At 62.5% G+C, this 23,999-nt stretch carries 21 protein-coding genes and 1 rRNA gene; 12 read left to right on the top strand and 10 right to left on the bottom strand.

The features are described from left to right. Positions 1-147 precede the first annotated feature (147 nt). Positions 148-269, top strand: a 5S ribosomal RNA gene (rrf, locus tag NATTI_RS0106770). 137 nt (positions 270-406) lie between these two features. Here rrf and NATTI_RS26925 read toward each other — a convergent pair. Continuing rightward, entirely contained in the window at positions 407-670 is a 264-nt protein-coding gene (locus tag NATTI_RS26925) for a hypothetical protein (RefSeq protein ID WP_006088771.1), read from the bottom strand. An 841-nt stretch (positions 671-1,511) separates the two neighbouring features. Here NATTI_RS26925 and NATTI_RS0106760 point away from each other — a divergent pair. After that, the gene (locus NATTI_RS0106760; RefSeq protein ID WP_006088769.1) at positions 1,512-1,901 is read left to right on the top strand and encodes a hypothetical protein; all 390 of its coding nucleotides are present in this window, start codon (positions 1,512-1,514) and stop codon (positions 1,899-1,901) included. 91 nt (positions 1,902-1,992) lie between these two features. On the opposite strand, the gene NATTI_RS0106755 is transcribed toward NATTI_RS0106760, so the two are convergent. The 3 genes from NATTI_RS0106755 to NATTI_RS0106745 all read right to left on the bottom strand — a co-directional run bounded on the left by NATTI_RS0106755 (position 1,993) and on the right by NATTI_RS0106745 (position 5,594). Next, entirely contained in the window at positions 1,993-3,171 is a 1,179-nt protein-coding gene (locus NATTI_RS0106755) for a CaiB/BaiF CoA transferase family protein (protein ID WP_006088768.1), read from the bottom strand. Positions 3,172-3,235: 64 nt separating this feature from the next. Beyond that, positions 3,236-4,453: a mandelate racemase/muconate lactonizing enzyme family protein gene (locus NATTI_RS0106750; protein ID WP_006088767.1), complete on the bottom strand. Its 1,218-nt coding sequence runs from the start codon at positions 4,451-4,453 to the stop codon at positions 3,236-3,238. 28 nt (positions 4,454-4,481) lie between these two features. Further along, positions 4,482-5,594: a mandelate racemase/muconate lactonizing enzyme family protein gene (locus tag NATTI_RS0106745; protein WP_006088766.1), complete on the bottom strand. Its 1,113-nt coding sequence runs from the start codon at positions 5,592-5,594 to the stop codon at positions 4,482-4,484. Positions 5,595-5,684: 90 nt separating this feature from the next. On the opposite strand from NATTI_RS0106745, the gene NATTI_RS0106740 reads away from it, so the two are divergent. Then, the gene (locus NATTI_RS0106740) at positions 5,685-6,977 is read left to right on the top strand and encodes a DUF362 domain-containing protein (protein WP_019991693.1); all 1,293 of its coding nucleotides are present in this window, start codon (positions 5,685-5,687) and stop codon (positions 6,975-6,977) included. A gap of 85 nt (positions 6,978-7,062) precedes the next feature. Here NATTI_RS0106740 and NATTI_RS0106735 read toward each other — a convergent pair whose 3' ends face one another. Then, positions 7,063-7,857, bottom strand: a complete 795-nt coding sequence (locus tag NATTI_RS0106735; RefSeq protein ID WP_006088764.1) for an IclR family transcriptional regulator — start codon at positions 7,855-7,857, stop codon at positions 7,063-7,065. Between the two features lie 487 nt (positions 7,858-8,344). On the opposite strand from NATTI_RS0106735, the gene NATTI_RS0106730 reads away from it, so the two are divergent. The 4 genes from NATTI_RS0106730 to NATTI_RS0106715 all read left to right on the top strand — a co-directional run bounded on the left by NATTI_RS0106730 (position 8,345) and on the right by NATTI_RS0106715 (position 10,623). Continuing rightward, positions 8,345-9,130 (top strand): SDR family oxidoreductase, encoded by a 786-nt coding sequence (locus tag NATTI_RS0106730; protein WP_006088763.1) that lies wholly within the window; start codon positions 8,345-8,347, stop codon positions 9,128-9,130. Then, positions 9,127-9,477 carry a cupin domain-containing protein gene (locus tag NATTI_RS0106725; protein ID WP_006088762.1) on the top strand — a complete coding sequence of 117 codons (351 nt, stop codon included), beginning with the start codon at positions 9,127-9,129 and terminating at the stop codon, positions 9,475-9,477. The genes NATTI_RS0106730 and NATTI_RS0106725 overlap by 4 nt, the downstream gene beginning before the upstream one ends. 2 nt (positions 9,478-9,479) lie before the next feature. Then, on the top strand, positions 9,480-10,301 hold the full coding sequence (locus NATTI_RS0106720; protein ID WP_027119086.1) for a fumarylacetoacetate hydrolase family protein: 822 nt from the start codon (positions 9,480-9,482) through the stop codon (positions 10,299-10,301). 112 nt (positions 10,302-10,413) lie between these two features. Then, entirely contained in the window at positions 10,414-10,623 is a 210-nt protein-coding gene (locus tag NATTI_RS0106715; protein ID WP_006088760.1) for a hypothetical protein, read from the top strand. A gap of 42 nt (positions 10,624-10,665) precedes the next feature. Here the strand turns inward: NATTI_RS0106715 and NATTI_RS0106710 are convergent, their stop codons facing one another. Continuing rightward, the gene (locus NATTI_RS0106710; protein ID WP_027119085.1) at positions 10,666-11,091 is read right to left on the bottom strand and encodes a universal stress protein; all 426 of its coding nucleotides are present in this window, start codon (positions 11,089-11,091) and stop codon (positions 10,666-10,668) included. A gap of 105 nt (positions 11,092-11,196) precedes the next feature. On the opposite strand from NATTI_RS0106710, the gene thrC reads away from it, so the two are divergent. Continuing rightward, a complete protein-coding gene (gene thrC / locus NATTI_RS0106705; protein WP_006088758.1) occupies positions 11,197-12,372 on the top strand; it encodes a threonine synthase in 1,176 nt (391 codons plus the stop codon). Positions 12,373-12,883: 511 nt separating this feature from the next. Here thrC and rdfA read toward each other — a convergent pair. The 3 genes from rdfA to NATTI_RS0106690 all read right to left on the bottom strand — a co-directional run bounded on the left by rdfA (position 12,884) and on the right by NATTI_RS0106690 (position 15,881). Beyond that, the gene (gene rdfA / locus NATTI_RS0106700; RefSeq protein WP_006088757.1) at positions 12,884-13,501 is read right to left on the bottom strand and encodes a rod-determining factor RdfA; all 618 of its coding nucleotides are present in this window, start codon (positions 13,499-13,501) and stop codon (positions 12,884-12,886) included. A gap of 228 nt (positions 13,502-13,729) precedes the next feature. After that, on the bottom strand, positions 13,730-14,494 hold the full coding sequence (locus tag NATTI_RS0106695) for an IclR family transcriptional regulator (protein WP_006088756.1): 765 nt from the start codon (positions 14,492-14,494) through the stop codon (positions 13,730-13,732). 223 nt (positions 14,495-14,717) lie between these two features. Further along, positions 14,718-15,881 carry an acyl-CoA dehydrogenase family protein gene (locus NATTI_RS0106690; RefSeq protein ID WP_006088755.1) on the bottom strand — a complete coding sequence of 388 codons (1,164 nt, stop codon included), beginning with the start codon at positions 15,879-15,881 and terminating at the stop codon, positions 14,718-14,720. Positions 15,882-16,173: 292 nt separating this feature from the next. Between NATTI_RS0106690 and NATTI_RS0106685 the strand changes: the two genes are divergently transcribed. The 4 genes from NATTI_RS0106685 (at position 16,174) to NATTI_RS0106670 (ending at position 22,585) form a co-directional block, all read left to right on the top strand. Next, entirely contained in the window at positions 16,174-17,250 is a 1,077-nt protein-coding gene (locus tag NATTI_RS0106685; RefSeq protein ID WP_006088754.1) for a TAXI family TRAP transporter solute-binding subunit, read from the top strand. 75 nt (positions 17,251-17,325) lie between these two features. After that, positions 17,326-19,569: a TRAP transporter permease gene (locus NATTI_RS0106680; protein WP_006088753.1), complete on the top strand. Its 2,244-nt coding sequence runs from the start codon at positions 17,326-17,328 to the stop codon at positions 19,567-19,569. Between the two features lie 60 nt (positions 19,570-19,629). Next, positions 19,630-21,231 carry a class I adenylate-forming enzyme family protein gene (locus tag NATTI_RS0106675; RefSeq protein WP_006088752.1) on the top strand — a complete coding sequence of 534 codons (1,602 nt, stop codon included), beginning with the start codon at positions 19,630-19,632 and terminating at the stop codon, positions 21,229-21,231. Positions 21,232-21,445: 214 nt separating this feature from the next. Continuing rightward, the gene (locus NATTI_RS0106670) at positions 21,446-22,585 is read left to right on the top strand and encodes an acyl-CoA dehydrogenase family protein (protein WP_006088751.1); all 1,140 of its coding nucleotides are present in this window, start codon (positions 21,446-21,448) and stop codon (positions 22,583-22,585) included. Between the two features lie 190 nt (positions 22,586-22,775). Here NATTI_RS0106670 and NATTI_RS0106665 read toward each other — a convergent pair whose 3' ends face one another. Next, positions 22,776-23,918 carry a thiolase family protein gene (locus NATTI_RS0106665; RefSeq protein ID WP_006088750.1) on the bottom strand — a complete coding sequence of 381 codons (1,143 nt, stop codon included), beginning with the start codon at positions 23,916-23,918 and terminating at the stop codon, positions 22,776-22,778. Positions 23,919-23,999 lie beyond the last annotated feature (81 nt).

Below are 23,999 nucleotides of genomic sequence, written 5' to 3'. Positions count from 1 at the left end.
AACACGGAAGATAAGCTCACCTGCGTATCGCGGAGTACTGGAGTGCGCGAGCCTCTGGGAAATGCGATTCGCCGCCTTCACTCATATTCGACACATCGTCGAGCATCGACAGTGGTCTGACGGCGGTTCGATTCCGCCGGTCGACGTTACAGCGGCCACAGCGGCGGGGTTCCTCCCGTACCCATCCCGAACACGGAAGATAAGCCCGCCTGCGTATCGCGGAGTACTGGAGTGCGCGAGCCTCTGGGAAATGTGATTCGCCGCTCCTACTCATTACACTCACGGAGCAGCTGCTCCGCACTATCTCATACGAGCTCCCGATAGCTGTCGCTGTTTCAGTACTGAGCTACTGTTCAAAAAGGAGTCGATTCGAATACTATTCGAGACGTCTCTCACCGTCTGGCGACTACGATAGGTCCTCGGCGAGACCGGACGCGGAACGCCGGTTACGGCTCTCGCGCATACTTTCTCCTGGCCGCTTGGGCAGTTGCTGTGCCACGAGCAACTCGTCGTCTTTGATGACGACGAGCAGAATGTCGCTTTCGTCGACATCCTCGAGTTCCGACCGTGGAGCGACATGCTGATCGACGAGTTCACCGTCCTCCTCGAGCAAGATCACGACGTGCTCTCCGTCGACGATTCGGTCGACGACACCGATGTACTGATTCACGTCGCATCCATCGTCGGCTGTCGACGCCTCGGACAGTGGATCTCCTCGAGCGGTGCGGTCGCTCCGTGCACCGGCGACTGCCGACGTTGTAAGCGTGACGGCACCTAATGAACCGAGTGTTCGAAGGACTGTTCGTCGCGTTGTCGGTTGTCGTTGCGACATACCCCCGTTGGCCTCGGCTTGATTGATAAACCCGCGGAGGCGAGTGAACGCGTTCTGTCTCTGGCACTGTTTCGTGTAACTACCATACTAAATAACTGTACCTAACATAGAGAAATCTGGTCTCGAGCGAGTTCGTTCGACTGTTCCAGACTGGTACAGAACGCGGGCGCTAACGGACGCCGAAAGATCGTGTTGTGATCGCTAATGCAGGAATATAATGCGTTGAACGACGATACTGTCGGGTTATTGTTGTTGATTGGAAAACGGCCGATTCTTGAGATAACTCGGTAACTGCGAATAGCGGTAGCGTCGGAGATCTACCTCCGTGGAATCCAGAAAATGTGGTTGTACCCCGACGAACCACTTTTTTACGTGAAATCAGTCCAAAAAAGTAGGTCATTAAGATGCCTGTACGCATAGCGTGTGAAAATCTGGTTGGTATAGTAGGGGTTCCATGTTCTCTGAGTGATTGGAGAATCGACGACGGCAAGGAGTGTCTATAACCTACTATGTAGCTCTACCTACTAGCAAGATGCCATTTTGATACGTACTGGCCCATGTCTGTCGAAACAGATAGCTAGACGGTCTGCTCTCAGAAAACGTCAGCATTGATTGCTGTGTCGGGTATGTCGCCGTTGTACGCGTACTGTCCGTTCGCTGCCGATTCGAGACTCGCATCTTGGTCGCCTCCGGGATCGCCGAATCAAACTTCTGGCAGACGTGTGGCGTCGCGATCACGATCGCTGCACCCCTGTTCGTGCTCCCGATCTCGTTCATCTACCATCCGGAGATCGTCTCGTCGGATCTCGGGCTTCAGTCCGTCTTCACCGGGCTCGTCGTGCTCGCAGGCGCGTTGACGATCATCTACGGCATCAACTTTCCGTTCGATCTCAAGCGACGGTTCAGGCTGCCGCTTCGCTTCGGGATGTTCTGGCTGGGTGCGTTCATTATGGTGTATCCGGGGCGTCTCTTCCAGCTCGCCGGAATCGGCGTGTTCGTGCTGATCTTCTTCGCGGAGCGAGCCATCGCTAACGGCTGGGACGCGCCGTTCGTCTCGAGTTCCACGTAGTTTCGGTTCCGCGCCGCTCTCCGTTTTTCCTCGGGACGGGTCATCAGGTCAACCCGCGGTTTCCAGTGCGCTCGCGACGAAAATGTAGCAGTCACTCGCGCCGCTCGAGAATCGCAGCTACCGTCTCGTCCGGAAGTGACTCCGAGAGGACGGGAACTGTGTGCTCGCCGAGCCGTGGCGGTTCGTGCCCCGACTGGGTCGTCGATCCGGAAAACGCGATCGGACAGACGGGAAACGGGAGTTCGACGCCGTCGATTTCGAGGTCGGAGAGGACGCCGCTCGCCCGGAGGTGCTCGTCTTCGAACACCTCGCGCGTATCCTTGACCGGGGCACCGGGAATCCCGTAATCGCGGAACAGGTCGAACCACTCGTCGTTCGTCCGCCGTTCGAACGCCGGGACGAGTTCGGCCGTCAGCGCCTCCCGGTGGGCGACGCGCTCGTTGTTCGTTTCGAATCGATCGTCGGCCGCGAGGTCGGGACGCTCGAGCGCGTCACAGAGGGATTGCCAGGTACCGTCGCTGCCGATCGCGACCGCGAACCAGCCGTCGGCCGTCTCGAACGTCCGGTACGGTGCGAGCGTCGGATGGACGGTTCCCTGGCGCGGATACGGTTCGTCGGTGACGAACGTCCGTCCCGCCCGCTCGGTGAGCCACGACACCAGCCCCTCGAACATCGGCACGTCGATGTACTGGCCGGCGCCGTCGTACAGCGCCGTCGTAATTCCGATGACGGCGTACATCCCCGCACAGATGTCGCCGATCGGAATGCCCGGACGCGCCGGCGACCCGTCGGCCTCCCCGGTAATGCTCATACTGCCGCTCAGCGCCTGAGCCACCATGTCGAAGGCCGGAAGATCGCGGTACGGTCCCTCGAGGAAGCCCGAGATCGAACAGTAGACGAGATCCTCGCGCACCGTTCGCAGGTCGTCGTATCCCAGTCCCCACTTTGCCATCGTCCCGGGTCGGTAGTTCTCGACGAGGACGTCCGCCGTCTCGACGAGCGCTTCGAGGGCGGCGGCGCCGTCCGCAGTCGACAGGTCCAGTTCGACGCTTCGTTTGCCGCGGTTCAGCGACGCGAAGTAGGCGGTGATCTCCGAGTCGCCGACGTTCGGGCCGACGCTGCGGGTAATATCGCCCCGGTTCGGGCGCTCGATCTTGACGATGTCCGCACCGAGATCTGCGAGCAGTTGCGTCGCGAACGGTCCGGAGAGCATCTGCGTACAGTCGATCACGCGAACGCCGTCCAGCGGGGCCGTCGAAGTTGATGTCATGGGGCTACCTCTCGCGGATAGCGACGTAAATCCATGCATTCGCCCGTATCGGTGCGGTGACCGGTCAGAACGTCGTCGTCCCGTCGAGCGCGTGCGCTTCGACCACGTCTTCGTCCAGTTCGACGCCGATGCCCGGCGTCTCGGGCACCTCGATGTAACCGTCCTGAATGAGCGGTTCGTCCCGCTTGATCAGATCGTCCCACCAGTCGACCTCGAGGGCGTGGTACTCGAGGAGGTCGAAGTTCGGGATGGCGGCTCCAAGGTGGACGCAGGCCATCGTCCCGACCGGACTGCAGACGTTGTGCGGCGAGATGGGCATGTAGTTCTCCTCGGCGCGGTCGGCGATGCGCATCGTCTCTGTGAGCCCGCCGACGGTCGTCGGGTCCGGCGTTACGATGTCGACGCCGTGGTCGTAGATCAGTTCGGAGAGTTCGTGCACCCGGAACCGGTTCTCGCCGGTCGCAACGGGCGTCTTCGTCGCCTTGGTGACTTCCGTCTGGGCGGCCATGTTCTCCGGCGGGATCAGGTCCTCGAGCCACATCAGATCGTACTCCCGGAGCTTGTAGGCGAGCCGTTTCGCGCTCTCGACGGAGTAGTCCCAGTGACAGTCGAAGGCGAGATCGACGTCGTAGCCGATTTCTTCGCGAACGGCTTCGACGATCTCGCGTTTGTGTTCGATCGCTCCGTTGGTGAGGCGACCGTTGAACGGATCGGGATCGTTGTCCATCTCGAGGTCGAGATCAAATTTGAGCGCGGTAAAGCCCATGTCGACGACGCGTCGGGCCTCGTTGGCGTACGCCGCCGGCGAGTAGGCCTCTGCGGTGGCGTACTCCGTAGAGCCGTCCTCGACGGCGTAGGCCTCGCCGGCGTGACAGTCACAGTAGATCCGGACCTCGTCGCGGAACTTCCCGCCGAGGAGTTGATAGACCGGGAGGTCGAGGAGCTTTCCGGCCGCGTCCCACAGCGCGATCTCGATGCCGGAGGCGGCGGTGACGACCTTGCCAGTCGTCCCGCCGTGGCCCGACATCTCCTGGATAATCTGTCTGTAGAGTCGCTCGACGTCGAGGGGGTTCTCGCCGATCAGGAACCGCTTGGTGTACTCGACGAGTTCGGGGACGCCGCCGCCCCGATAGGATTCGCCGATGCCGGTGACGCCGGCGTCGGTCTCGACTGTGATCAGGTTCCACTCGAAGTTCCCCTCGACGACGCAGGTGTTGATGTCCGTAATTTTGACGTCGCGGCTCTCGTCTCGGTTCGTGATCTGGTTTGAGTAATCTTTCATGTGTACTGGTGTCTCGGTTGATTCGGTGTCAGCCGTCCGCTCGGAACCGCTCGATCGCGGTCTCGTCTAGCCGTACGCCGTGGCCCGGCTCCTCTGGGAGCGAAATTACGCCGCTGTCGTCCGGACGGAGCGGCTCTTCGACGATGTCGTCGAAGACCTTTACGTCCATATCGCGGTAGAAGTACTCCCCCCAGAGGGCGTTCTCGATCGCACCGACCAGCGACGCGTGCAGGTTCCAGTTGTAGTGGGGAGCGATCGGTACGTCGAGAGCCGCCGCGTGATGGGCGATCTTAAGCCACTCGGTGATGCCGCCACAGACGGTGGCATCGGGCTGGAGCACGTCCGCGGCGCCGTCGCTGTACAGCCGTTCGAAGTCGTATCGCGGCCCCTCGAGTTCGCCGGTCGCGACCGGGTACGGGATCGCGTCGTTGACGGTGGCCATCGCCTCGACGCTATCGATCATCACGGGCTCTTCGATGAAATATGGATCGTACGGTTCGAACGCGCGGCAGGCCCGGATGGCCTCCGTCGCTGTCGACCAAACACCGTTCGCGTCGAGCAACAGCGTTCGGTCGTCCCCGATCTCGTCGCGAGCGGCCGCGACGCGCGCCCGTTCCTCGGAGACCGACCGTCGTCCGACCTTCATCTTGACGACGTCGTGCCCCTCGTCCACGTAGCGCCGCAGTTCGTCGCGCAGTCCCTCGTGGCCCTTCTCGTCGCGGTAGTAGCCGCCGCTCGCGTAGGCCGGTACCGCGTCGGCGTGGCCCCCGAGAAGCTTGTACAGCGGCTGTTCAGCGGCTTTCGCCTTGATATCCCAGAGTGCGATATCGATGGTGGAGATGGCCCGAAGGAGCAGCCCCGACCGACCGATCTGGACCGTCCCGTCGTACATCTCCCGCCACAGTCGTTCGGTGTCCCGCGGGTCTTCGCCGACGAGCATCGGCTCGAGCAGCGATTCCACCGCCTCGGCGATCAGGTCCGCGCCTTCGTAGCCGAGCGAGTAGCCGACGCCTTCGAGTCCGCTCTCGGTTCGAACGTACGTAATCGCGTGATCGCGATATGTGAGCGTTCTATTGGAGAAAGAGACCGGCTTTTCGAGCGGGATCGCGACTGGAAGTGACTCGACGTGGTCGATCTCCATACTCGGTCACGAACGAGTGTATGTAAATTATTTCAGCTATCGGCAACTTTCGCTCAGAGGAATTAACACGCCGGTCCCGCTATGTCGCGTATGGACTTTCCCGACCGGGACGACATCGGACCGCTCATCGAGCCACAGGGCTCCCCGTCGTTCGCACGCGTCAGTTATGACCCGCCGACGAGCACGCTCTCCGATCCGCTGTCGACGACGCGCTCGGAACTGGACCGACTCGCGTTCGATGACCTCGAGTCCGGCGCAACGATTGCCGTGGGGGTCGGAAGCAGGGGTATCCACCGGATCGCCGATATCACGGCCGAGACGGTCTCGTACATCGAAGACCGAGGGTTCGAACCCGTTGTCGTCCCCGCGATGGGCAGTCACGGCGGTGCGACCCCCGAGGGTCAGCGCGAGATCCTCGCCGCGCTGGATCTCACCGAGGAGTACGTCGGTGCCCCGATCGATGCGCGGATGGATGTCGAGAAACTCGACGCGGTCGACGTTGACGGGGCGACGACGCCGGTCTACTTCTCGAGCGCCGCGCTCGCGGCGGACGCCGTGCTGGTGATCAATCGCGTCAAGCCGCACACGAACTTCACCGGGTCGCTCGAGAGCGGGCTCTGCAAGATGCTCGCGGTCGGCCTCGGCAAACAGCGGGGCGCGCAGGCGTTTCACTCGACGGCGCTCGACCGCGGCTACGTGCCGACTATCGAGTCGTTGGTCGAAGCCATCAGAGATTCCGTGCCGCTGCTCGGCGGGCTCGCGCTCGTGGAGAACTTCCACGAGGAGATCGGGGCGATCGAGGCGATCGACGGGCCGTCGCTCGAGCGACGCGAGCCGGCCCTGCTGGAGCGGGCGCGCGAGGAGATGGCGACGCTGCCGGTCGACGATATCGACCTCCTCGTCGTCGACGAACTCGGGAAGGAGATCTCCGGGGCGGGAATGGATACGAACGTGATCGGCCGGTACCGCGTTCTCAACGCGCCGGATCCGGAGACGCCGTCGATCGATCTGATCTACGCCCGCGGGCTTACCGAGGCGACGAGTGGGAACGGGAACGGCATCGGGCTGGCGGATATTACCCGACGAGCGGCGGTCGAACAGCTCGATCTGAAGAAAACCTACGCGAACGCGCTGACGAGCGGCTCGCTCTCCAAGGCGAAGCTTCCCGCCGTCGTCCCGGACGACGAACTCGCGCTCCGGGTCGCGCTGAACGCCCTCGGCGGGTACGATCCCGAGACGGTTCGGGTCGCGTGGATCGAAAACACGACCGATCTCGCCGAGTTCCGCGTTTCAGAAGCGTTGCTCTCCGATCTCGGGGAGTCGGTCTCCGTGCTCGAGCGCGAGCAACTCGCCTTCGACGACGGAACGGCGTCGTTCGAGTGACGCTCATACGGTTTACTGTAAGTCATTTCCGGCGCAACCGCGATCCGGCGGCGGTTGCGCCGGTAAATCGGTACAGTAATCTGTATCACTCAACCACGTGGTCGTCCGCGCTGTCCGGCGACGAGTAGGTGATGTTCAACTCGAGTTCGTTCGCGGCCGCGAGCAACCGGTCGGGAACGTCCACCTCGAGTTGCTCGCCGTTTAGCCGATGGGAGGGTCCCGCGACGGCGAGCGCGCCGAGCACCTCTCCCTCCTGCTTGACTGGCACCGCAGTCCCGTTGAGTCCGTGGACGTGTTCTTCGCGGTTGAAGGCGACGCCGCGGTCACGGACACGCTCGAGTTCCTCGTAAAACGCATCGCGATCGGTGATCGTGTTCTCGGTGTGAGACGGAAACCCCCACCGGTCGAGAATCGCATCGACGCGGTCTCGCGAGTACTGTGCGAGAATCGACTTGCCGGCGGACGAGCAGTGCAGGTGGATCTGTCGACCGATGCCGAACCCCGCCCGGACGGCGTTGCTGCCGGTTTCTAAGTAGAGATAGATGCCGAGACCGTGATCCTCGACGACGAACTGCGCCCGCTCGTGGGTCTCTTCGGCCAGGTTCTGGACGTGGGGTTTTGCCATCAGGTAGGCCGGATCCCGCGTCTGGGCGGCTCGGCCCAACCGGGCGAAGCGGAGACCGATCTGGTACAGCTCTCCCCGGCGCGAGACGTACCTGAGGTCGCAAAGCGTGCTCAGATGCCGATGGGTAGTACTCTCCGTCAACTCGAGCTGGTCGGCGACCTCGGAGAGCCGGGAGGGGCCGTTCTCCTGGAGCGCGTGGACGATTTCGAAGCTCGTCTTCGTGCTCCCGATCCGATTAGCGTTGTCGTCTGTCATACGTGCACACACGAGCACTCGGGTTATAAATTCCACCATACGGAAGGTCGTTCTGTAGCTGGTCGCTCGGTGTGTATCGGTACATCGAACGACTCACGGCCGCTCGAACGCGGAAACTGGATTCCGTACTGTGGGAGATTTTTGCGTCGAACTCAGGGTGCGCGAATCCGAGATTACATTCATATGGTTGTAATTTACGAACCGATCGTCCCACACGGTAGCGGTACGGCCAATAGCCGACTCGAGGGCAGTGGAAGACGCGGTACGGTAGAGAGTGTTGCTATTTACGAGGACCACATTCCACTATACGGAATTGTCTGTGGGGTGATCGCCGAGCCGGTCGCAACGAGTGTGCGTCTGCTCCGCGTCAGCGATGAGTTCGTTCGTGCGAGGCCGACTCACGGACGGTTCCGGCGGACCGGCCCGACCCAGACCCTTACCGCAACACCAAACTTTTTTGAGTTTCTCCTCTGGGGTTACGGACGAGATGGACTTACAACTCACCGACAACGTAGCGCTCGTCACAGCCTCCTCGAGCGGCCTGGGGAAGGCCTCGGCGAAGGCCCTCGCACGGGAGGGCGCGAACGTCGTCATCAACGGTCGCGACGAGGACCGACTCGAGGATGCGAAAGCGGAGATCGAAGACGTCGCAGCGGGTGACGTCGTCGCCCAGCAGGGCGACCTCACGAACGAGGGCGACATCGAGACGCTGATCGAGACGACCGTCGACGAGTTCGGCGGGATCGACCACCTCGTGACGAGCGCCGGCGGTCCGCCGTCGGGGCCGTTCCTGGACACCGACGACGACGACTGGTATCAGGCCTACGACCTGCTCGTGATGAGCGTCGTCCGACTCGCCCGCGAGGCCGAGCCCTATCTGCGCGAGGGCGAGGGGACGATCGTGAACATCACCTCCCGAAGCGTCAAGGAGGCCATCGACAGTCTGGTGCTCTCGAACTCCGTCCGTATGAGCGTCATCGGCCTCGAGAAGACGCTCTCGAAGGAGTTCGCTCCCGACGTCCGAACCAACGCGGTCCTCCCCGGCCCGCACGAGACCGAACGCATCGAAGACCTCGTCACTCAGGCCGTCGACCGGGGCGACTACGACTCCTACGAGGAGGGCCTGGACGACTGGGCGAGCAACCCGCTCGAGCGGGTCGGCGATCCGATGGAACTCGGCAACACCGTCGCGTTCCTCTCCTCGCCAGTGTCGGGCTACATTAACGGCGAGAGCGTCCTGATCGACGGTGGCTCTACGGGGGCGAACCTATGAAACCGGTCGACTTCGACGATGCGGAGACGTACGAGCCCGACAAGGGGTGGCGGCGCGTCTCGATGGCCGGCAGTGACCAGTTCTCCTTCGAGTGGTTCGAGAAACCGCCGGGCCACAGCTCGCCGATGCACGACCACGAGAACGAGCAGGTCTGTCTCTGCCTCGAGGGCGAGCTCACGGTCACGACCGACGACGGCGAGTCAGTGACCCTCGAGCGGTACGACTCCGTCCTGCTCGAGTCCGACGAACCCCACCGGGTCGAGAACACCGGCGACGAACTGGCCGTCGGGCTCGACGTGTTCGCGCCCGGCCGCTCGTTCGACTTCTGGACGGATCGCGAGGAGTGACCGTGCAGTACCTGGCACGTACGACCGACGGGCGTCCGCTCCTCGGCGACGAGGAGGGGTTCGTCCCGCTCTCGGCGGCCGCACCGGACCTCGAGACCGTCCGGGACGCGCTCCCGCGCGCTGCGGCGGGGACGCTCCCCGACGTGGACGCGGTGCCGGCCGACCGGATCGATTCGGCGCACGTCCAGTTCGGGCCGCCGCTCGAGCGATTCGGGAAACTCTGGGGCATCGGGCTGAACTACGCCGAACACGCCGGCGACCTCGACGAGCAACGGCCCGACGAGCCGGCGAGCTTCATGAAGCCGAACAACGCCGTCACGGGGCCGGGCGGCCCCATTCGGCTCCCGCCGGTCGAGCAGAGTAGCAGGGTGACGGCTGAGGCCGAACTCGCGGTGCTGATGGGACGAGCATGTCGGAACGTCGATGAGGACGCGGTCGACGACGTGGTCGCCGGCTACCTGCCGGTCATCGACATGACCGCGGAGGACATCCTCCAGCGCAACCCGCGATTCCTGACGCGGGCGAAGAGTTTCGACTCGTTTCTCGTCGTCGGCCCGGCGATCGCGGTCCCCGAGGACCCGCTCGCATTCGAGGAGTTGACGGTGCAGACGATCGTCGACGATCGAGTCGCGGCGGAAAACGAGGTCCGGAACATGCTGTTCCCGCCCCGCGAGATCGTCTCGTTCCACTCCGACGTCATGACGCTGAAGCCCGGCGACCTGTTCAGTACGGGCACGCCCGGCGCGGAGCCGATCGATCCGGGCGACCACGTCCGCGCGTCGGTCGAGACGATCGGCGATGTCGCCGCGCCCGTGGTCCGCTGACGACGCCACCCCCTGGCGCTCGAGTTCGGCGGATCGACCGGGTCGTAACCGACACCCGTCTCGTGGGTAAACTACACGGGGCGTCGCGTCCAACCACCGAACGGAGGCACCGATGAACGCGGACGAGGACGAGGGCGCGGGGCTCTCCGGCCAGCGGGAGTGGTTTCGATTCGGTGTCTCTCTCGCTTTTCTGTACGCGACGTTCACGCTGGGTGTATTTTCTCTACTGCGAGTGAACCAGTCGGTCGCACTGGTCGTCACCGTCGGCGCGAGCATCGCGTTCGGCGTGGCGATCACGGTGTACGTGCTCTACCTCAAGTGATCCGCCCGCTCTAACCCCTTCGACGGCGTCGGCCGAACGACGCTACTCGGTCGTGATAACGACGGGGCAGTCCGCCGAGAGCACCACCGACTGCGTCACGCTGCCGAAGAGCGCTTTCCCGGTCGGGCTGCGATCCCGCCCGCACATAACGATCCCGTCTGCATCGATATCCGCAGCCACCTCGAGGATCGCCTCGGCCGGATCGCCGTGCTCTCGCCGTTTTACGACCGTCACGCCCGTCTCTTCGAGCGACTCAAGGGCGGCTTCTGCACGCTCTGGAAATGCGTCCTCGTCGTAGAAATCCGCGGACTTGATTTGCCCGCCCTCGTCGGTCACGTCGAACTCCTTGAACACGTTCAGTGCCACTACTTCGAGTTCGTCGGGTTCGCCGGGAAGGGATTCGATCATCGAAACAGCCGCATTGGTCCGCTGTTCGTCCAACCCGACGGGGAGCACGACTCGATACATGTTCACTTCTTGTATCACCACCCATGTAACTATTTTCCCCTCGAGACGTTCCTCGAGTCGGATCGAAGGAAGCGTTTTGTCGCTCCGGCGAGACCGCTATCGTGGATGAACGGACAGCTGTGTTGCTACGACTGCGGGGGGACGTACGAAACCGACGACCGAAACCGCTGTTCCTGCGGCGAACCCCTCTGGGTCGAGACCGATCCGACCGACTTCGAGTGGCCCGACGCCGAGTGGAGCCGCGGCATGTGGCGCTACGCCGATGTCCTTCCGGTATCGGAGCCGTCCGGCGTTCCCCCAGGGACGACGCCACTCGTTCGCGCGGCGGGGCTGGACGAGTACGTCGGCTGTTCGCTCTCGCTGAAACACGAGGGCCAGAACCCAACGGGAAGTTTCAAAGATCGCGGGAGTGCGGTCGGCGTGAGCGTCGCGGCCCAGGCCGGATACGAGTGGGTCGGAACGGTTTCGCACGGAAATATGGCGCTCAGTACGAGCGCGTACGCCGCGAACGCCGACCTCGAGTGTGCAGTGTTCGTCCCGGCGGACACGCCCAGGGAGCGTCTCGAGCTAATCGCGCGACACGATCCGCACCTCTTCCGTGTCGAGGGCGAGTACGGAAAACTCTACCACGAGACGCTCGCGCTCGAGACCGACGTCGCCTTCGTCAACTCCGATACGCCGCTTCGCGTCGCCGGACAGAAGACGGTCGCCTACGAGATTCTCGAGCAATGCTCGCCGACGACCCCGGACGCGATCGCGCTCCCGGTCAGCAGCGGCGGTCAGGCGAGCGCGGTCTGGAAGGCGCTCCGAGAGCTGAATCGAGCGGGTCTCGTCGACGACGTACCCAAACTCTATCTCGTGCAGGCGGCCGCGTGCGATCCCGTGGCGACGGCCTATCGTGAGGAGCGCGCCACCGTGTCGCCGGTGACGGCTGACGACACGATCGCGGTTTCGATCGCGAACAGCGATCCGCCGAGCGGAACGCGCGCGCTCGCCGCCGCTCGAGACACCGGCGGCGAAGTCGTTTCCGTCCCGGACGCGGAGATCCGCGATGCGATGGATCGACTGTCGACGACGGTCGGTGTGTCCGTCGAACCCTCGAGTGCGGTCGCCATCGCCGGAATCCGAACCCTGTCGCAATCGGGCTCCATCGAACCGGACGACGACGTCGTCGCGATTCTGACCGGATCGGGGTACAAAGAGCGGTACGGGACCGAAATCCGGAGTCTGACGATCGACCTCGAGGGACTCGAGCGAGAACTCGCTGCGATCGTCGACTGACGACCCGCGCTCTCGTCGCGGTTCTCGCGACCGGAAAACACACTGCTGTCGCGTAGGAACCCGACCATTGCCCGACGGTCGTCGAATAACTACTCTGGTATCTGTACATTCTGAACAGCAGTTTAAACCATGTCATGTGTGGCGAGTAACCGGTATCTGGTGATAGTACGGTTAACGGGCGTTACGGCCGACCGAACGCCGTCACACGACGGTATCTGTTACGGCTAGGCGAGCCAACGAGCTATCGCACGTAGACGGGCACTGGTCAGCCGGAAAACGTGCATTGAGTCGCCTCTCGCCGATTCGATACCAGCTATCGAATGGAACGGTTGCTCCAGTGTCATATATTAGCTTACATTCTCCGATAACTGGTAGCTCGCACGGTTCTGTGAAATGAATCGGCAACCAAATCCCGCCGGCAGCGCACAACTAGTAACAGCTGTACTTTTGTTATGTGTTTTTGAACAGTCACTCGCAGCCGGCGACCGTCGGTCGGGTTCAGTTTCGAACGCTACGGCGCGTCGCAGTCGCACCCGCCGGCCTCGAGCAGTTCGGAGATGTCGTACTGGCTGTGGCAGTCCTCACAGACGACCTGGACGTTCGCGAGTACGCGATGCGACCCGATATCCAGTCGGTCGGTGTTCCGGAGGCGAGCCAGTTTGCTTTCGGTTACGGCGACCGTTCGCTGGCGGAGGCCTTCGATGGCGTTCCGTTCCGTTCGGCGGACGTCGCCGTCGGTCGTCTCCGGAAGCGACGCGTCGCGATAGCTCGTGAGGTACGACCGGATTGCGCCATACGAAACGAAGTCGTCGACCAGGGTCTCGACGTCGACACCGTCCCGCTCGAGGCGTCGCCTGGCCTGTAACTGCTCACCACGGCTGCCCGTCGTCCGGTCGAGCAGTTCGTAGAGGTGACCGACGTCTTCGGTGATTGTATCGATTCGTTCGGCGTCGAGTGAAGCCCTGAGGAGGCGTTCGTTGAACGAATCGGCGAGCGCCCGGAGACTCTTGCGGTCGTCGGGGTGGGTCCACTGGGCCTCGAGTTCGTCGCCGACGCCCTCGAGGTCGTACTTCTCGAGCAACCGCGCGACTTTTGGCATCGGTCCGGGACTCCTGTTCCGCTCGTCCATGGGGCGTGGCTACTCGTGACCTGTGGAAAGTCGTTTCGATGGTGATCTGACGTGTTTCACTATGCGGGCGCTGGCCGTTCGCCGGCGTATCGGATGGGCGAACGAACCAGGACCGCTTGGCCACCATGAACGGCTGTATTCGGGTGGAAACGGGACTGAATCGATCGATCACCGGCGGGGAGGAGCGCCGGTATCGCCGGCCCCCAGTTCAGCATTCGAACTCTCGACTCAGCCGTAGGCCAGCGTGACTCTGATCTCGCCCGCCTTGTCCCAGAGGAGACTGGGCAACTCCTCGTGGAGGTACTCGTCTTTGAACCGGCTCGTCGGGCCGAAGACGCCGAGCGCGCCGAGGAATTCGTCGTCGGGGGTGTAGACGGGAACGGCGACGCCACGCAGGCCGTCCATATGCTCCTGGTTGTTCACGGCGTAGCCGCGCTCCCGGATGCGCTCGAGTTCCTCGTAGAGGACGTCGGGGTCCGTGATCGTGTTGTCCGTAATCGTCTCGAGTCCGTTCTCTTCGACGAACTCGCGGACGGCGTCGTCGTTCCACTCCGCGAGAATAACCTTCCCGGAGGCCAGCGAGTGCAGCGGTCGGCGTTTGCCGATCATCGTGTCCGAGAGGCTGCCGTATCGGTGGACGTAGACGCCCTCCCCTTCCTCTTCGACGATGAATACTGCCCGCTCGTCGGTCTCCTGTCCCAGGTCGAACACCTTTCGCTTCGCGGCCGTGTATCCCGTCTTCCGGGTTCGAGCCTGTTCGCTGATCTCGAGGAGCCGAAATCCGATATAATAGCCGCCGTCGCGTTCGACGACGTACCCCATGTCGGTGAGGGTCGTGAGGTGTCGATAGACGGTGCTCTTGCTCAATCCGGTGCGTCGCGTGAGTTCCGTGATCGTCACCCCCTCCTCCGCTTTGAGCGACTCGAGGATCTCGAACGTCTTCCGTGTCGTCGAGACCCCGGCGTCGGTTTCGTCCGCCTCGTGCGTGCTCATACACGGGTATACGTCACGATCTCAATCAATGTTCCGGATAGCAAAACGAACGTGTCGCTGTGCGGAACGAATTGTCCCCCGTTCGACGGACCAACCTGCTGTTCCGCTATGTGAAACAGAGAACGCTCTCGGTCCCGATGGTGCGCTGGACGTGAGGGGCGATCGCCGTACTCGACAGTCGAACGCCTGCGTCGGCGAAAAACGGCGTTTGCAAGGGGCGGGGTTACTCGTAGGCCGCGATGCCGGTGAACTCCTCGCCGAGGACGAGCGTGTGGATGTCGTGGGTCCCCTCGTAGGTGTAGACCGTCTCGAGGTTGGCCATGTGACGCATCGGGGAGTAGTCGGTGGTGATCCCGTTACCACCGAGCATCTCACGGGCGATCCGCGACTGGTTGCGCGCCATGCGAACGTTGTTGCGCTTGGACATCGAGACGTGCTGCGGGCGCATCTCGCCGCGCTCTTTGAGTTCGGCGAGTCGGTAGGCAAGCAGTTGGGCAAGCGTGATCTGGGTTCCCATCTCCGCGAGTTTGCGCTGTTGCAGCTGGAACCGGCCGATCGGGCCGCCGAACTGATCGCGATCTTTGGCGTACTGGCGGGCCTCCTCGAAGCAGTCGCGAGCGGCGCCGATGGCTCCCCAGGCGATCCCGTAGCGAGCCTGGGTCAGACAGGACAGCGGTCCCTTCATGCCCGAGACGCCCGGGAGGACGTTCTCCTCGGGCACGTGGACGTTGTTGAGACCGATCTCGCCCGTGATCGACGCGCGCAGCGAGAGCTTCTCGTCGATCTTGTTCGTACTGACGCCGTCGCGGTCGGTCTCGACGAGGAAGCCGCGGACGGGATCGTCCTCGCTCGAGCGATCACGTGCCCAGACGATCGCGACGTCCGAGATCGGCGAGTTCGTGATCCACGTTTTCGAGCCGTTGAGGACGTAGCCGTCGGAGTCGCGTTCGGCGTAGGTCTCCATGGCCGTCGGGTTCGAGCCGTGTTCGGGTTCGGTGAGGCCGAAGCAGCCGATCGCTTCACCGCGCCCCATCGCCGGGAGCCACTCTTCTTTCTGCTCCTCGCTACCGTACGCGTGGATGGGATACATGACGAGTGCGCCCTGCACCGACGCCATCGACCGCAGCCCCGAGTCGCCGGCCTCGAGCTCCTGCATCAGGAGTCCGTACGCCGTCTCGGAGACGTTGGGCGAGCCGTAGCCCTCGAGGTTCGGCGCGTAAAAGCCCAGTTCACCCATCTCGCCGATGAGCTCTTTTGGGAACGTGCCGTTTTCGAAGTGCTCGCCGATGTCGGGCTTGACGTGTTCTTCGACGAACTCCCGGGCCGTGTCCCGGATCATGCGCTCTTCCTGGTCGAGGTCCTTCTCGAGGTTGACGAAATCCAGCATACTTCTTATGAGTGTTATAGGCACAATAGGTATTGTGGTCCTCGTGTTGTCATTCCGGTTGCATGCGACTGTGTAGCGTGTCGGTACGTGTACAGGTTACCGACGATTGATCCGCAGACCGCTCCCGAACGATGGGATCCAGAACCGCTCGAGTCAAAGGCGATCTTCGCGTGCGTTCGGGTTGCAGTCGTAGTCTTTGCTGTACATCATCCGAACAGTGTTTAGCTATCTGATGAATAGTGCCAAACAAATATAGATACTATTATACCCTTATAGCATTGACTCTGGTCTCATGGTAGAGAGACCCACTGGTAGCTTTAGCGAACAGACTCGACGATCATTTCTCGCGGCGACCGGCGTCGGCACCGCGACGGCGCTTGCCGGTTGTTTCGGCGAAGACGACGACGATTCCGGATACGAGCGGATCAGTGTGAGTTTCTCAGAACAGGGCGGTGCCCTGAACGAGGGACAGTTAGACGTCGGCGTTGGCACAATGATGAACTTCTCGATCACGCCCGGTTGGCTCCAGGAAGCCATGGCGTCGGTCGACGAGTTCCGGGTGCTCGATATCACGGACGAGACGAACGAGGCGTGGCAGGGCGACGAGACGCTCCTCATCGAGGATCTGGACACGGACGAGATGGAGGGGGCCGATAACGACGACGTTGACGTACCCGGTGAGATTCCGTGTCCATCATTCTCGTACAACTTCGTTTCCCAGGCGGCACTCGATTACGATGTCGTCTACACGTACCTCGAAACCATGTGGGAGGTCCGAGAGGAACTGGCCGACGCGTTCGGGATCTTTGCGTTCCACAACGATCCGGAGTTCTGGGTGCAGAACGCCTACGAGGGTATTCCGTTCCACCCGGCCGCTGCGGACTTCTACGAGGAGGAACTGGATGTCTGGAGCGACGAGTTCGAGCGCGCAGACGAACCCGACGACACGCTGGAAGTCGACACGATCCGGATGAAAACGTCCGAGCAGGGGACGACGGGTCACGCCGCAAACGAGGCGCTGGCGTCGGTCATGAACGAAAATCTGGACGACCTATCCATCGAAGCTCAGACGAGCGACGGCACGGAGGAAAACATCGGCGACATCGCCGACGAAAGCATCGAGATGGGCTTCCTCCAGAACTGGACGGCGCGCGAGTTCCGGGAGGATGTTGAGCCGTTCGACCAACTCGACTTCGAGATGACGCAGATCTTCCACTACTACGATCTGCCGTGGTTCTTCATCACGAACAACATGGACCTCGAGACTCTCTCCGACATCGAGTCGGATATGACGGTCTCACCGACGCCAAGTGGCTCCGGTACCGCGCCCGGTCTCGAGCGCGCACTGGAACACGCGCTGGATAACTAACGACCGATGTCCACCCAACGCTCTCGTTTCGGCCGACTGACACTGCTCCGGCTGTTAGACGGTATTACGTATACTATGGCGGCAGTTCTGACTGCCCTTACCCTCTACTATGCGTTCTATATTCTCACAAACCTGTCTCCTGCCGGGATCTCTCTCAGAGCATTTATTCCCCCGGCGCTCGTGTTCTCCGAGCGGGCGGAGTATGTCGTACTCTTTACCGGCTGGGGGTTGGCGGTCTACTATCTGGATTACGCTCGCCAACAGTTCAGAGAGCGACTGGACGACCCGTCCGATGTCGATGATCCGGAAGCAGCCGACGATGCGGACCCGGAGCGACTACAGGAGCCACCGGAGAAAGTTACGCTGCTCGACGATCTCGGTCTCAAGAGCCAACGGCTGTCGAGTGCTGTACAGCAGTTCAAACGGGTCTACGGCCGGTTCGATCCGTATCTCGCGATCGGACTCGCCGTCCTCTCGCTGGTCACGATGGCGTACATCTTCGGGGCGTTCGACCGCCTGGACGGTGATGCACACATTCTCGGGTTCTCGACGACCGATCACATCATCGGCGCAGCGCTGATAATCCTCGTCACCGACGCGACGCGTCGGGCCTTCGGGCTGATTATCGCGTCCGTCGCCATCTTCGCGATCGTTTACTCGCACGCCGCCGTGAGCACGTTACCATTCCTCCCCGACCTGCTCGCGTGGTCGGGCGAAGACATCACCGGGATCATCGAAGAGGCGGCTCTCGGCGTGCAGTCCGGTATCTACGACAGTACGATCATGGGAATCGGATCGACGTGGGTCGCGATCTTCATCATGTTCGCCGGGATCGCCAAGGCGTACGGCCTCATGGATTACATCCGCGAAGTCGGCACGGAACTCGGCGGGACGTTGCGAACCGGCGTCGTCCAGATCGCGGTCATCTCGAGTATGATCATGGGATCGATCACCGGCAGTGCAGCGGCAAACACCGCGACGACCGGGAGCTTCACGATCCCGATGATCCAGGACCAGGGCGTTCGCGACGATTACGCGGCCTCGATCGAGGCCGTCGCCTCCGCCGGCGGACAGATGCTGCCGCCCGTCATGGGGGTCGCCGCGTTCCTCATGGCCGACATCATCGAAGTTCCGTACCTCGATATCGTTCAGGCCGGTACGATCCCAGCGGCGCTGTTCTACCTGAGCGTCTGTCTGGCGGTTCATTTCAGCATTCTCAAATTCGGCTGGACGACGTCCGACCTCTCGCCGTTCGACTGGCGGGTGCTCCTGAGCGGCCTGCACTTCTTGATTCCGCTGATCGTCCTGCTGTACACGCTCATCTACCTCCGGTTTACGCCCCTGACGGCTGGCTTCTACACGATCCTCACGATCGTCGGGGTCATCTTCGTCCGAAATTATCTCATCGACGTCTTCGATGTCGATCGACGAGTTCAGGCGAAACTGGACGACGATGGCACTGCAGTGGCCGGAGCTACGGACGGAGCAACGCTCAAGGAGTTTGCCGTCGGATCCTATCGCTCCGTCGTGGGCACGTGCAAGGAGACCGTCGACGGACTCTACCAGGGCGGACTCGAGATGGCGCCGCTCGTGGGCGTACTCGCGGCGATGGGGCTGATCGTCGAGTTACTCGAGACGAGCGGAATGACCGGACGTCTCGGTGCGGGAATTATCGGCTTCGCTGACGTGTCGATCATGGGCTTTACCGGCGGGTTAGCGCTCGTGTTGGTACTCGCGATGATCGCGAGCATCGCCTTCGGCCTCGGTATGCCGACGCCGGCGGCCTACATTTTGGTCGCGTTCCTGATCGCAAACGCCGTGTCCGAACTCGGCGTCCCCGAGATTACGACCCACATGTTCGTGTTCTACTTCGCGATGCTCTCTGCGATCACACCGCCGGTGGCAATCTCCGTTGCAGTCGGGTCACGGATCGCGGGGACGAGCTTTATGACTGCCTGTGTGCAGGCGCTGCGCATCGGTGCGCCAGGGTTCGTCATTCCGTTCGCGTTCGTTGCGAACAACAGTCTGATCCAGTGGACCTCGATGACGGTCTTTGCGTTCCCGGTCGTCCTCGCGGGCACGATCGGACTGATCGTCGCGACGGTCGGCTTTGACGGTGCGCAGGATCTGTCACTGCCCGTCCGCGCGTTCTACGTGGTCGCTGGATTCGCCGCCATGTTCGGTTCCGTCGTCGGCGGGACTGTCGGAATGGCAATCCAGGCCGCCGCGGCGGCGACGATCTTCCTGTTGCTCCTGCGAGCACGGTATCTCGTCGGTTACGATGTCCAGCGCGCCGGCGAACCGTCGGTGTCGGACTGACGACGCCGGCGAACATCACGATTCGCAACGGTTTTAGCGGTTTGTGATGATTCACGTACCATGACCAATCTCGTGACGAACGTCGCCGAGAGTGTCGAGCAACGGCCGGACTCGCCGGCAATCGTCTTCGACGACACCGAACTGAGCTACGAGCAGTTCTGGACACGAGCCGGACAGTTCGCCCAGGCACTCGCGAACCACGGTATCGGCGCCGACGACCGCGTCGCGATCTATCTGCCGAACCTCCCGCAGTTCGTCACGGCGTTCCAGGGAACGCTACGGGCCGGCGGGATCGTCGTTCCGATGAACCCGCAGTACAAGGCTCGAGAGATCTCTCACCTCCTCTCCGACAGCGGGGCGAAAGCCGTCGTCACGCTCTCGGCGAACGTTCCGGCAGTTGCCGAAGTCGTCGACGAAACCGACGTCGAACAGGTCATCAGCGTGGGCGACGAGGTCGAGGACGCGACCGACTTCGAGGCGTTCCTCGCCGAGGACACCCTCGAGATCGTCGACCGCGCGGACGACGATATCGCCGTCCAGCCCTACACGAGCGGCACGACGGGGACGCCGAAAGGGGTCTTGCTCACGCACGATAACCTCGCGTGGACGGCCAAAGCGAACTCCGAGCTTATCGGGGGCATCGATCCCGACGACAAACTGATCGGCACGCTGCCGCTCTTTCACATCTACGGGATGTCCGTCGTGATGAACGGTGCGCTGTTCAACGGTGCGGCCTACTACCCCGTCCCCGAGTGGGACGCCACCGAAGTTATGACGATGATCGAATCCGCGGGCATCACCGTCATGTTCGGCGTGCCGGCGATGTTCAACGACATGATCAACCACCCCGAGGCCGAGGCGTTCGATCTCTCCTCGCTTCGGTTCGTCAACTCCGGGGGCTCGAGTCTGCCGATGGAAGTGCTCGAGCGCTTCGAGGAGCTCTTCGGGCCGACCCTCTACGAGGGCTACGGCCTGACGGAGACGAGTCCGACGACGCACGCGAACGGGCCCGACGCCCGCCGGAAGGGCAGCATCGGGAAGCCGTTCGACGGGATGGACGCGAAGATCGTCGACGATGACTTCGAGCCCGTCTCCCGCGTCGAGGAGGGTCCGATCGACGAGAGTGTCGGGTCGAAGACCCAACGAGGCGGAGGCGGTGAAGCCGCCGAAGCGGTCGACCTGACCGAGATCACCGGTGAGCTCGTCGTCTCCGGGCCTAACGTGATGGCGGGCTACTACGGCCTGCCGGAGGCCAACGAGGAGGCCTTTACCGAGGCCGACGGCCAGACGTGGTTCCACACCGGCGATATCGGCTACTGGGACGAGGACGGCTTCTTCTACGTCGTCGACCGCGAGAAGCACATGATCGTCACCGGCGGCTACAACGTCTATCCGCGCGAGGTCGAGGAGTTGTTGTTCGAACACGAGGATATCGCCGACGCCGCCGTCGTCGGCGTGTCCGACGAACGCCGCGGCGAGACCGTCCAGGCACTGGTCGTGCCGACGCCGGACGCCGAGGCGACGCCCGAGGAGATCAAAGAGTACTGCCTCGAGAACATGGCCGCGTACAAACACCCGCGCGAGGTCGAGTTCGTCGAGGAACTCCCCCGGACGACGACCGGCAAGGTCCAGAAGTTCAAGATTCGCGGCGAAAACGAGTAACACACACGCGGTGACGGAGTAGGGTGGCTCGCTCGAGCCTATAACTCCCACTCCGCTTACCACTGTAAATTCAAGTGGCGGACAGGCCGTCCAACAATCTAATAGATGCTTCTCAACCCACAATTGAGTTTACAACGTTCGATATCGGGCGGGGATGCGTTGTAACTGTTGAATACATCGAAGCTATTTTGGTACCGGACAACAACCGTGATATATGGCATTCACGCTGTCCGCCGAGCACGACGCGATTCGCGAGGCCGTTCGCGAGTTCGGTGAAAACGAGATGGCTCCGGTCGCGGAGGAACACGACCGCGAGTGCAAGTATCCCGAGGAGATCCGCAGGAAGGCCGCCGAGTACGACTTCGTCGCACCCGGCATCCCGATCGAGTACGGCGGTGCCGGGATGGACAAGATCTCGAGCACCATCGTCACCGAGGAACTCTGGCGCGCGGACCCCGGCATCGGGAGCGCCGTCGGCTCCGCCGGCTTCGGGACGAACATGATCATCGAGTTCGGCGACGAGTGGATGAAAGAGGAGTGGCTCCCCAAGATCGCGGCCGGCGAAACCGCCTCCTGTTCTATGATTTCCGAGCCCGCACACGGCTCGAACGTCGCCGGCATCGAGACGGTCGCCGAGAAAGACGGTGACGAGTACGTCTTAAACGGCAACAAGATGTGGATCACCAACGGAACCGTCGCCGACGTCGGCGTTCTGATGGCCAAGACCAGCCCCGACGAGGGACACCGCGGTATCACCGCGTTCCTCGTCGAGATGGACCGTGACGGCGTCTCCACGGAGAAGATCTCCAACAAACTCGGCATTCGCGCCTCCGACCTCGCCGAGGTCATTATCGACGACGTTCGCGTTCCAGAGGACAACGTCATCGGCGAAGTGGACAAGGGCTTCTACCAGCTGATGGAGTTCTTCGCGTCCGGCCGAACCAGCGTCGCCTCACAGGCCGTCGGCGCCGCACAGGGTGCCCTCGACGCCGCGATCGAGTACGCCAACGAGCGCGAGCAGTTCGACCAGAAGATCAAGGAGTTCCAGGCCATCGAGCACAAGCTCGCCGAGATGGCGACCAAGGTCGAGGCCGCCCGCTCGCTGACCTACCGCGCCGCCAGCCAGGTCGAGAAGAACAACCAGGACGTCGCCGCGCAGTATTCGAGCATGGCGAAGCTGTTCGCGAGCGAGATTTCGGTCGAAGTCGCCGACGACGGACTGCAGGTCCACGGCGGTTCGGGCTACGTCACGGATTACCCCGCCGAGCGCTACTACCGCGACGCCCGCATCACGAAGATCTACGAGGGCACCTCGGAGATCCAGAAGAACATCATCGCCGACCAGATCCTGTAGTCCGGATCCCACATCGATTCTACCGTTTTTTCGCCGGATAGCGGACGGTGGGTCATACCCGCTTGAGCCCTGTCTGCTCATGCTCGAGCGTATCCGTGATTCGATAGCCGGTGCTCGAGTCACAGCGTGCAGAAAACGGGACTCGAGTCACAGCGTGCAGAAAGCGGTGCTCGAGTCGCAGTTCGTGCGGTTACTGCTCGGGGACCTGGAACTCCACGGCCGCCCCCTGCCCGTAGCCGACGCACATCGTCGAGAGGCCGAGTCCGCCGCCCTGTCGCTCGAGTTCGTGGATCAGCGAGACCGGCAGGCGAGCGCCGGAGGCACCGAGCGGGTGCCCGATGGCGATGGCCCCGCCGTTGACGTTGAAGACGTCGTCATCGAAGCCGAGTTCGTCCTGGCAGTACAGCGTCTGGCTGGCGAAGGCCTCGTTGAGTTCGACGCGGTCGTAGTCCGCTGCCGAGCGACCGTTGCGTTCCCAGATGCCCCGAACGGCGGGGACCGGGCCGATTCCCATGACGGTTGGGTCGACACCCGCCACGTTGTGATCCTCGATTTCGGCGCTGATCTCGAGGTCGTTGTCGTCGGCGAACGCTCGACTGGTAATCAGGACGCCGGCAGCGCCATCCGAAACCTGTGAGGCGTTTGCGGCGGTGACGGTGCCGTCCTCCTCGAAGGCGGGCGGGAGCCCAGCGATCTTTTCTTTGGTCGTGCCGGGCCGCAGTCCCTCGTCTTCCTCGACGAGACCGTCGTCCGTTTCGATCGGGACGATTTCGTCGTCGAACTTGCCTTCCTCTGTCGCTTCGACCGCGCGCTGCTGGCTGCGCGCACCGTACTCGTCCTGGCGCTCGCGGGAGATGTCGTCCTCGCGGGCGACCGTCTCGGCCGTCTGCCCCATCGCGAGTCCCGCCGCGTCGTACTGCTCGGCGATGCCGTCGTAGGAGTCGATCCCCTCGCGACGCTCGTTTCTGGACATGTTCTCGACGCCGCCGGCGACGATGACCTCGCGCTGGCCCGCCCGAATGGCGTCACTGGCGCTCATGATCGCCTCGGCGGAGGAGGCACAGAGCCGGTCGATGGTCGTTCCCGGAACGTCTTCGCCGAGTTCCGAGAGCAGCGCGATGACGCGCGCGATGTTGTTGCTCTGCTCGTTCACCTGCTTCGCACAGCCCCACCGAATATCGTCGACGTCGTCGCCGGTCAGTGCGGTTCGCTCGAGCATCGCGTTCACGAGCGGGACCGAAAGCTCCTCGCTGCCGGTTTCGGCGAAGACGCCGCCGTGTTTCCCCTGTGGAGTTCTGACTGCCTCGACGATCACTGGCTGCTGGTCGCTCATGCTAGAGGTTCTCGTTGTTCGGGAGTAAAGTAGCTCCGTTCTCTGCGCCTCGTTGTGGGACGTGTATACTGAAATTGAGAC

This window comes from Natronorubrum tibetense GA33 (genome assembly GCF_000383975.1).
Classification (GTDB): domain Archaea; phylum Halobacteriota; class Halobacteria; order Halobacteriales; family Natrialbaceae; genus Natronorubrum; species Natronorubrum tibetense.
This window is presented reverse-complemented; position numbering and strand designations above follow the sequence as displayed.